Origin of the sequence: Corallococcus terminator (assembly GCF_003611635.1) — a bacterium.
GTDB lineage: Bacteria > Myxococcota > Myxococcia > Myxococcales > Myxococcaceae > Corallococcus > Corallococcus terminator.
In genome coordinates this window covers 1-8,346 of the sequence record NZ_RAVZ01000390.1, presented here as the reverse complement: position 1 = coordinate 8,346, position 8,346 = coordinate 1, and the positions used below count along the sequence as shown (strand labels likewise).

The following is an 8,346-nucleotide window of genomic DNA, read 5'->3' as shown; positions in this document are numbered from 1 at the left end:
GCCCATGGGGGATGACGCGTCCATGGCGGAGGCCCTGGGGCGGGTGGTGAGGGACGCGGCCTGGCGGGACGACCTGCGGACCCGGGCACTGGCCCGGGCGGACGAGCTGTCCTCCGAACGGGCCCTCAAGGCCTGGGAATCGCTGCTCGCGGACGTCTGAGCCGTCCCGGGTTAAGTAGGTAAGGACGGGGGGCCGGGTCAGGAAGATCTTGCCCCCCCTGTCCGGCTTCAACAGGATTCGCCCCCATCATGACGACCCCAAACGAGACGCAGGGCCTCAACTTCCTCCAGGAGGTCATCGAGGAGGACCAGCGGGCCGGCAAGCACGGCGGTCGCGTGCACACCCGCTTTCCGCCGGAGCCCAACGGTTACCTCCACATCGGCCACGCCAAGTCCATCGCGCTGAACTTCGGGCTGGCGAACCAGTATGGCGGCAAGTGCAACCTGCGCCTCGACGACACCAACCCGCTCACCGAGGACACCGACTACGTGGAGTCCATCCAGCGCGACGTGCGCTGGCTCGGGTTCGACTGGGACGACCGGCGCTTCTTCGCGTCCGACTACTTCGACCGGCTCTACGCCTTCGCCGAGCAGCTCATCTCCCAGGGCCAGGCCTACGTGTGCAGCCTGTCGCCGGAGGAGATCAGCGCGTACCGCGGTGATTTCACCACGCCGGGCCGGGACAGCCCGTACCGCACGCGCTCGGTGGAGGAGAACCTGGACCTGTTCCGCCGGATGAAGGCGGGCGAGTTCCCGGACAGCAAGCACACGCTGCGCGCGAAGATCGACATGACGTCGTCGAACCCGGTGCTGCGAGACCCGCCCATCTACCGCATCCGGCACGCGCACCACCACCGCACGGGCGACAAGTGGTGCATCTACCCGCTCTACGACTTCGCGCACTGTCTGTCGGACGCCATCGAGGGCATCACGCATTCGGTGTGCACGCTGGAGTTCGAGAACCGCCGCGTGCTGTACGACTGGATCGTCAACGCGCTCATCAAGGGCGACCGGCCGAATCAGTACGAGTTCGCGCGGCTGAACCTCACGTACGCGGTGATGAGCAAGCGCAAGCTGCTCCAGATGGTGACGGAGCGGCTGGTGTCGGGCTGGGACGACCCGCGCATGCTGACCATCAGCGGCCTGCGTCGCCGGGGCTACACGCCTGCGTCGCTGCGGGACTTCGCGAAGCGCATCGGCGTGAGCAAGTCGGACAGCCTCATCGACATGGGCGTGCTGGAGCTGAGCATCCGGGACGACCTGAATGAGACGGCCCCGCGCGCCATGGCGGTGCTGCGTCCGCTCAAGGTGGTGGTGGAGAACTACCCGGAGGGGCAGACCGAGGAGCTGGAGGTCGCCAACCATCCGAAGAAGGCGGAGCTGGGCACGCGCAAGGTGCCGTTCATGCGCGAGCTGTACATCGAGGCGGACGACTTCCAGGAGGTGCCGGAGAAGGGCTTCTTCCGCCTGGCGCCGGGCAAGGAGGTGCGCCTGCGCTCCGCGTACTTCATCAAGTGCGAGCAGGTCATCAAGGACGCGGCCGGCAACATCACGGAGCTGCGCTGCACCTATGACCCCGCGACGCGCGGCGGGGATTCGCCGGATGGCCGCAAGGTGAAGGGCACGCTGCACTGGGTGCCGGGCAACGCGCCCGTCGCGCAGGTGCGGCTGTATGACAGGCTCTTCTCCGTGGAGCAGCCGGACCGGGACAAGGAGAAGGACTTCAAGGCCTTCATCAACCCGGCCAGCCTGGAGGTCGTCTCGGATGCTCGCGTGGAGCCGTCGCTCGCACAGGCCAATCCCGGTGACCGCTTCCAGTTCGAGCGCCTGGGCTACTTCTGCGCGGACGCGCTGGATTCGAAGCCGGGAGCGCCCGTCTTCAACCGCACGGTGACGCTGAAGGACTCGTGGGTGAAGGAGCAGAAGAAGTAGGCCGTCCCCTTCGCCGTTCGTGATGCACCCCTGGAGCCCCGGGCCTGTTCGCCCGGGGCTTCGTCGTTTCTCAAGGGGGCAGCAGACCCCACGCGTCCAGCGAGGCGCAGCGTCCGTTGCGCCAGGTGGCCTGCGTCGTGGCGGGCGTGTTCCAGGTGATGAACGTTCCGCCGGGTGAATAGGGCAGCCACGCGGGGATGGGCGAGCCGGTGCGCGCCATCGCGCCCCAGGCGGACTGCATCTGCTGGGACAGCGTCAGGTCCTGCGGCGTGGGCGTGGTGGCCACCGCATCGAAGCGGCCGAACAGGTAGACGATGTCCGTCCCGTGCGCGACGCCCAGCGGCGCGAAGGGCCCGTTGGGGAGGGCTCGCGCGAAGCGGTAGAGGTACGCGGGGGCCGTGCCCACGGTGGCGCTCGCGGTGGCCAGCCGCTGCGACGGACACGCGAACGAGAGGTCCGTGCCCAGCGCATCCGCTGCGGCGACCTCGCCCACCACCGAGGGCTGGTAGAGCGCGGTGAGCTGCGTCTTCCTGGCGCTCGCGCCGATGGCATCCACGTAGCGGCCGAAGTCGCCCGGGTTGCCGACGACGCCCATGCTGGCGAGGACGAAGCTGGCTTCGTTGTCATTGGCGCCCACCAGCACGGGCACGTCCCCGCTGCCCGCGAGCACCCGCGCGAGCGGCCGGCCCTTCAGCACGACGCCGTCCACCACCGGTAACGTGGGCCACAGTCCCAGTCCGGTCTCTGTCACGGGCGTGAGCTGTGCCTGGGTTCCCAGCACCTGCACACTCGGCTTCGCGCGCAGGCATGCGGCGACGTCGCCCTCGGTGCACTCCATGACGATGGCCGAGAGGAGGCCCACGAAGTACGCCGACGGGAAGGCGCCCACGGACTGCTCCTTCTCCAGGACGGGGCGGTAGGTGCCGGACTGGATGGCGGCGCGCTGGAACAGTCCCTGGGCCGGCGTGGCCGCCAGCAGCGTCGTCACGGAGACGGCGCCCGCGGACTCCCCGGCGATCATCACGCGCTTCGGGTCGCCTCCGAACGCGGCGATGTTGCGGCGCACCCAGTCCAGCGCGGCGATCTGATCACGCAGGCCCCAGTTGCCCGTGCCCCCGTCCGGCGCGGTGAGCTGGGGCAGGGCGAGGAACCCGAGCAGGCCCAGCCGGTAGTTGAACGACACGACGACCAGGTCCTCACGCTGCGCGAGCTGCGCGGCGTCGTACCAGGCCTCGCTGGACGCTCCCTCCACGTAGCCGCCGCCGTGGATCCACACGAGCACCGCGCGCGGCTTCGCGGGGGCGGCGGGGGCCCACACGTTGAGGCGCAGGCAGTCCTCGTTCAGGTGGAGCACGTCCTCCCTGAACTGGGGGCAGGGCGGACCAAAGGCGGCGGCGGTGAGGGGCTGCGTCCACCGCGTGGGGCGCGCGGGCGGAGCCCACCTGCGGTTCCCCGAGGGAGGCGCAGCGTAGGGGATGCCCTTGAAGACATTGAGTCCGCCCGCGACGGAGCCCCGGACGGGACCGTCGTCGGTCGTCACGTCGAGCGCCTGGGCGACGGCGCCCACGTGGAAAGAGGACTCCTCCGGGAACTCCACGGGGTCCGTGCAGCCCCAGAACAGGAGGAGGGACAGGAGCCATGGCAGGTGCGGTGCGGTCTTGGGCATGAGCACCCGTGACGCTAAGGAGGTCGCCAGACATTCGTCTACCCACTCGCGCCAGCCGCCGAGGACACCGGGGCGCTCCGGTTCCATCCGCCCTGGGTTTCAACCCCGGCGAACCTGGCAAGAAGAGCGCAGGGGACGTGCCGGGCTGCTCGTTGGGAAACCTGTCCGACTGTCGGACAGGTTGGGACGCCTCGTCCACGGAGGGAGGCTTCCAACCCGAGCCGGGCTTCCGCACCGGATTCGTCAACGAACTTCTGGCGACCTCCCGGGTCCAGGCCCTGCCGGGGAGCGATGGTGCGCCCGTTGCTCGGACGGCATGCTTCGGAGGGCACCCCTGCCCGCGCTGGACCCGGGATCTGCTGGTCCGGCCGGATGGTGTCCTGCGCGGCGGACCTGCTGCGGCTGGAGCACCCGGAGCTGCTGGGGCTGTTGAAGACGCTGGACCGGACGCCGGACGACACGGCGGGCAGCGCGGCGCGCGACTGGGGTTCAGTGCAGGACCGGATGAACCTCATCGTGGACCTGTTCCGCTCCCGGCAGCAGGACCGGGGCCTCTACGAACAGCCCTTCACGCTGACGCAGGTGGAGGCGTTCCAGCAGGGACGGGTGCCGCAGGGCGGCTATGAGCGGGGCGGCGTCTCGCGGGTCATCTCGACCATCGTGGGACGCCAGCCCAGGCGTTCGAACAGGCGCCGCGCGGACTCGTTCTTCGCGGCGGTGGAGAGCACGACGCGGGGAGCGCCCATGTCGGTGAGCCGCTGCACCATGGCCTCCGCGAGCAGTTGTCCGGTGCCGGTGCCGCGCGCCTTCTCCTCCACCCAGATGTCGTGCAGGGCGCCGTGCTTGTCCAGGAGCATGTTCCAGTCCACGCCCTCCAGCCGGCCGTAGCAGTAGCCCACGACGTCGCCGTCCAGTTCGGCCACCAGGACCACGGCCTCGTCGGGACGGCGCGCCTCCTTGCCCAGCCACCAGCGGTAGCCGGACTCCACGTCGTCGGGGACCATGAAGCGCTGCGCGTCGAAGCCGTGGTGCTGGTGCGCGAGCGCCGCGCCCATGCGACCCAGCGCGGGTTCGTCCGAGGCCTTCGCGGGACGGATGATGACGGGCATGGAGACTCCAGACGGCGGGGTTCGGTGCCCCAGGATGGGCACCCAGGGCCGCGTCTGTCGAAGCCTTCCGGAGGGAAGTGCTCAGCCGGCCACCCGGGCGAGTGCCGCGCCCAGGCCCTGCTCCACGACGTTCCGGTAGGGGCCCTCGGGAACGTGGGGCAGGGCTTCCACGGCCTGCTGGTAGTGGGCGCGGGCGGTGGCGAAGTCGCCCCGGTCCTCGGCGCACCGGCCCAGGTTGAGGTGGAGCGACGCGAAGAAAGAGCGCACGCGGTCGTCATCCACGGCGCGGGCCCGGTCGAGCGACACCTGGTTCCAGTGCCGGGTGTCCTCCGGCGTGGGCTGATGCCGCGCGAGGTAGTGGGCCGCGATGCAGGCCTCGTAGTCGTCGGTGGCCACGTCCCACGCCCGCTGGAAGCACTCGCGTGCCTCCTCGTGTCGGCGGGCGGCTTCCGCCTGCATGCCCTGGCCGCACAGCTTCACGACGGGATTCTCCGGGTCCATGCCCGGCATGATGCAACGGCCCGGCGGCCCTTGCGAATGGCGGGGCCTACCGGGCCCCGGAGCGAGCCGGCTGCTGCTGGCGCCGTCGCTGACCGAGCTCCGAGCGCGCCATGTCCATCAAGGCCCACGCGGACATCACCGCGAACACCACGCCGACCAGCGTCACCACGTAGTTCGACACGCCGACGGTCTCACACTGGATGCACGCCACCGACGGATCCGCCGGCTCATAGTGCAGCGTCACCGGGGCTCCGGCCGGGTAGTGCCGCGTGACCGCCTGGGCCTCCGCGAGCGCCCCCGAAGCGTGGCCGTCGAAGGCGAACGTGTCGGACGTGTACGGGGTGCCGTTCACCTCGTAGCGGTAGCTCACCTCCGGCCGGAAGCTCACGGAGCGCTTGGCGCGCAGGGTCTCCACGCGGGACTCCACCACCGTGCCCTGCACCGTCGGCCAGCTCCGGCTCACGGTCGTGCGGTAGACCATCTGCCCGCCCGCGAACGCCAGCGCCACGCCGATGCCCAGCAGGCCCAGCCCCATCAGCCACTTCATCATCGCGTCGTACCCTTGCCGGCCCTGGAGCCCCCGGCGCTGGAAGTCGTCTTCTCCCAGTGATTGCAGCCACCGGGCCAGCGCTCCTTCCGGGGCGGAGCAGCCTTCCGCGCCTGGGGCAATCTTCCCCGTGGGGCAATCCGCCCCAGCGCGCCCCCTCCCGTTGGTTTCCAAAGCAGCGCCGAGGGGGCAGACTCGGCGGCACTCCATGCCCGCTCTCGCCCTCGAGCTCGAAGTGGCCCGACGCATCGCGCGCCAGGCTGGTGACCTCCTCCTGCAGGTCTACGCCACCGACTTCTCCGTCACGAACAAGGCCGGCGGGGCGGGGCCCGTCACCCTGGCCGACGAGCGCGCCAACGCCTTCATCGTGGGCGAGCTGCGCAAGGCCTTCCCGGGCGACGGCGTGGTGGCGGAGGAGACCGAGGACGCGTCCGACGCGAAGCGCTTCGAGCGCTGCTGGTACGTGGATCCGCTCGACGGCACGCAGGAGTTCGTGAACCGCAACGGCGAGTTCGCCGTCCACATCGGCCTGGCGGTGGAGGGCAGGCCCGCGCTGGGCGTCGTCTACCGCGCCGTCGGGGACGTCCTCTATTCGGGCGTCGTCGGCGGGCAGGGCTTCGTGGAGGACCCCCAGGGCCGCCGTGTGCTGCGCGTGTCGGACGTGGCGGATCCAGCGGCGCTGCGGCTGGTCGTCTCGCGCTCCCACCGCTCCAGCGCGACGGACGCGGTGGTGACGCGGCTGGGCATCACCCGGGAGAAGGAGTCTGGCTCGGTGGGCGTCAAGTGCGGCCTGCTCGCGGAGGCCCGCTGCGACCTCTACGTGCACGCCAGCGACAAGAGCTACCGCTGGGACAACTGCGCGCCGGAGGCCGTCCTCCGTTCGGCGGGCGGCATCCTCACGGACCTGGCCGGCGTGCCGTACCGCTACGACGGCTCCGAACTCCAGAACCGGCGGGGCCTGCTCGCGTGCAACGCCGCCGCCTTCGACCAGGTGCTCCCCGTCGTGTCGCAGGTGGCCCGCGAGGCCGGCCTCCTGCCGTGACGCGGCTTCAGCCCCCGTCCACCGCGCGGCGCAGCTCGCCGAACAGGCGCGCCAGGTCCGGGAGCTGGTAGCTGGCGTTGAGGCCGCTCGGGTTGGGCAACACCCACAGCCGGGTGTCGCCGAGCGTCTCCTCCTGGCGGCCGAACCGCGCCTTGGGCCGGGCGAAGGCGCCCCGGTACGCGCCCAGGCCCAGCACCGCGAGGAAGGCCGGGCGGTAGCGCTTCACCTTGTGCTCCAGGCTCTTGCGTCCCGTCACGTACTCGGAGGCGTCCAGCAGGTCCGCGGACACCGTGGCCCGGTCCACCACGTTCGTGATGCCCAGGCCTAACGCCTTCAATTCGCCCTGTTCGGACGGCAGCAGGCGGCGCGGCGTGAAGCCCGACAGGTGCATCGCGGGCCAGAAGCGGTTGCCCGGCCGCGCGAAGTGCACCCCCACCACGGCGGAGTAGAGGCTGGGGTTGATGCCGCAGAAGAGCACCCGCATGCCCGGAGCCAGCAGGTCCGGCACGGTGCGGTCGGTGGCGGCGAAAAGCTCGTCCTTCGTGGGGCGGTGGAGGGTCTTCATTGGACGTGGGAGTCCAAACCTAGCGGGTTGGGTGCGGCCTCGCACGCTGCTTCGCCTCGCGGGCACTCCCGGCCCTGTCGGTGGGGGCTGGCTGCCCGCCCGGTGGGAGCGAGGGCAGGGGGGCCGGGTCGCATCCGGGAGCACCCCGGCGTGCGATGCGAGCTCCCGGCGTCGTTGTTATCCGGAAGGCCATGGCCCGTCCGGTGAAGGTCGAGACCCTGCTGCCTGTCGAGGTGGACTTCCAGAAGGAGCGCGCCTCCGGGCTGCGTCGCTCCGGAGACAGCCTGGAGAAGGCCCTCGCGGCCCTGTCCCAGTCCGAGCGCGAGCTGCGCGCCCTGGGTGGACCTTCACGGGCCGCGCGCTATGGGGCCTACCGCGCGCTCTGGACGGAGGCGGAGCGCCTGCGCTGGAACCTCACCGTGCAGCGCGAGGCCTGCGGGGTGCGAAACCACCGCGACCTGGACTTCGTCTACCCGCTGCCGCCCCTGTTGAAGGAGTGACGGACACGGCCTCAGGGCGAGGAGCGCCACGCGGCCACGGCGAAGAGGATCCAGCCCACGAGGAAGCCCAGGCCGCCCAGCGGGGTGATGGCGCCCAGCACTCGCACCCCGGAGAGGGCGAGCGCGTACAGGCTGCCGGAGAACAGGACGATGCCCGCGAGCATCGCCCAGCCGGAGGCGGACAGGAGCGCGGAGGGGCGCGTCACGCCCAACAGGCCCACGGCCACCAGCGCGAGCGCGTGGTACATGTGGTAGCGCGCTCCGGTTTCGAAGACGACCTGCAGGTCCTGGGGCAGCCGGGCCCGCAGTGCATGTGCCCCGAAGGCTCCCGCCGCCACCGACAGGAAAGCGTTCACCGCTCCCACCACGAGCCACCACCGCATGATCGAGTGCCTTTCTTCGCGCGCTTGACTGCGGCACGCTACACCGCGCCTCACGGCAGCGTCCTGGTTGAACACGCACCCCGCCCCAGCCGCGCCCGACC

Annotated in this window: 9 protein-coding genes; 3 read left to right on the top strand and 6 right to left on the bottom strand. The window is 70.8% G+C overall.

Going from position 1 to position 8,346, the window contains the following annotated elements:
- The first annotated feature begins 249 nt into the window (after positions 1–249).
- Positions 250–1,932, top strand: a complete 1,683-nt coding sequence (locus tag D7V88_RS35675) for a glutamine--tRNA ligase/YqeY domain fusion protein (RefSeq protein WP_120545058.1) — start codon at positions 250–252, stop codon at positions 1,930–1,932.
- A 70-nt stretch (positions 1,933–2,002) separates the two neighbouring features.
- Here the strand turns inward: D7V88_RS35675 and D7V88_RS35670 are convergent, their stop codons facing one another.
- The 4 genes from D7V88_RS35670 to D7V88_RS35655 all read right to left on the bottom strand — a co-directional run bounded on the left by D7V88_RS35670 (position 2,003) and on the right by D7V88_RS35655 (position 5,758).
- Positions 2,003–3,598: a carboxylesterase/lipase family protein gene (locus D7V88_RS35670; RefSeq protein WP_158625232.1), complete on the bottom strand. Its 1,596-nt coding sequence runs from the start codon at positions 3,596–3,598 to the stop codon at positions 2,003–2,005.
- A gap of 620 nt (positions 3,599–4,218) precedes the next feature.
- A complete protein-coding gene (locus D7V88_RS35665) occupies positions 4,219–4,707 on the bottom strand; it encodes a GNAT family N-acetyltransferase (RefSeq protein WP_120545056.1) in 489 nt (162 codons plus the stop codon).
- 81 nt (positions 4,708–4,788) lie between these two features.
- Positions 4,789–5,208, bottom strand: a complete 420-nt coding sequence (locus D7V88_RS35660) for a tetratricopeptide repeat protein (protein WP_120545061.1) — start codon at positions 5,206–5,208, stop codon at positions 4,789–4,791.
- A gap of 46 nt (positions 5,209–5,254) precedes the next feature.
- Positions 5,255–5,758 carry a DUF3592 domain-containing protein gene (locus D7V88_RS35655; RefSeq protein ID WP_158625231.1) on the bottom strand — a complete coding sequence of 168 codons (504 nt, stop codon included), beginning with the start codon at positions 5,756–5,758 and terminating at the stop codon, positions 5,255–5,257.
- A 205-nt stretch (positions 5,759–5,963) separates the two neighbouring features.
- Between D7V88_RS35655 and D7V88_RS35650 the strand changes: the two genes are divergently transcribed.
- Entirely contained in the window at positions 5,964–6,797 is an 834-nt protein-coding gene (locus D7V88_RS35650) for a 3'(2'),5'-bisphosphate nucleotidase CysQ family protein (protein ID WP_120545054.1), read from the top strand.
- A gap of 7 nt (positions 6,798–6,804) precedes the next feature.
- Here the strand turns inward: D7V88_RS35650 and mug are convergent, their stop codons facing one another.
- Positions 6,805–7,362 (bottom strand): G/U mismatch-specific DNA glycosylase, encoded by a 558-nt coding sequence (mug, locus tag D7V88_RS35645; RefSeq protein WP_208726671.1) that lies wholly within the window; start codon positions 7,360–7,362, stop codon positions 6,805–6,807.
- 191 nt (positions 7,363–7,553) lie between these two features.
- Between mug and D7V88_RS35640 the strand changes: the two genes are divergently transcribed.
- Positions 7,554–7,862 carry a hypothetical protein gene (locus tag D7V88_RS35640; RefSeq protein WP_120545053.1) on the top strand — a complete coding sequence of 103 codons (309 nt, stop codon included), beginning with the start codon at positions 7,554–7,556 and terminating at the stop codon, positions 7,860–7,862.
- A gap of 11 nt (positions 7,863–7,873) precedes the next feature.
- On the opposite strand, the gene D7V88_RS35635 is transcribed toward D7V88_RS35640, so the two are convergent.
- Complete coding sequence (locus D7V88_RS35635; RefSeq protein WP_120545059.1) at positions 7,874–8,248, bottom strand: DUF423 domain-containing protein; 375 nt, start codon at positions 8,246–8,248, stop codon at positions 7,874–7,876.
- Positions 8,249–8,346: the final 98 nt, after the last annotated feature.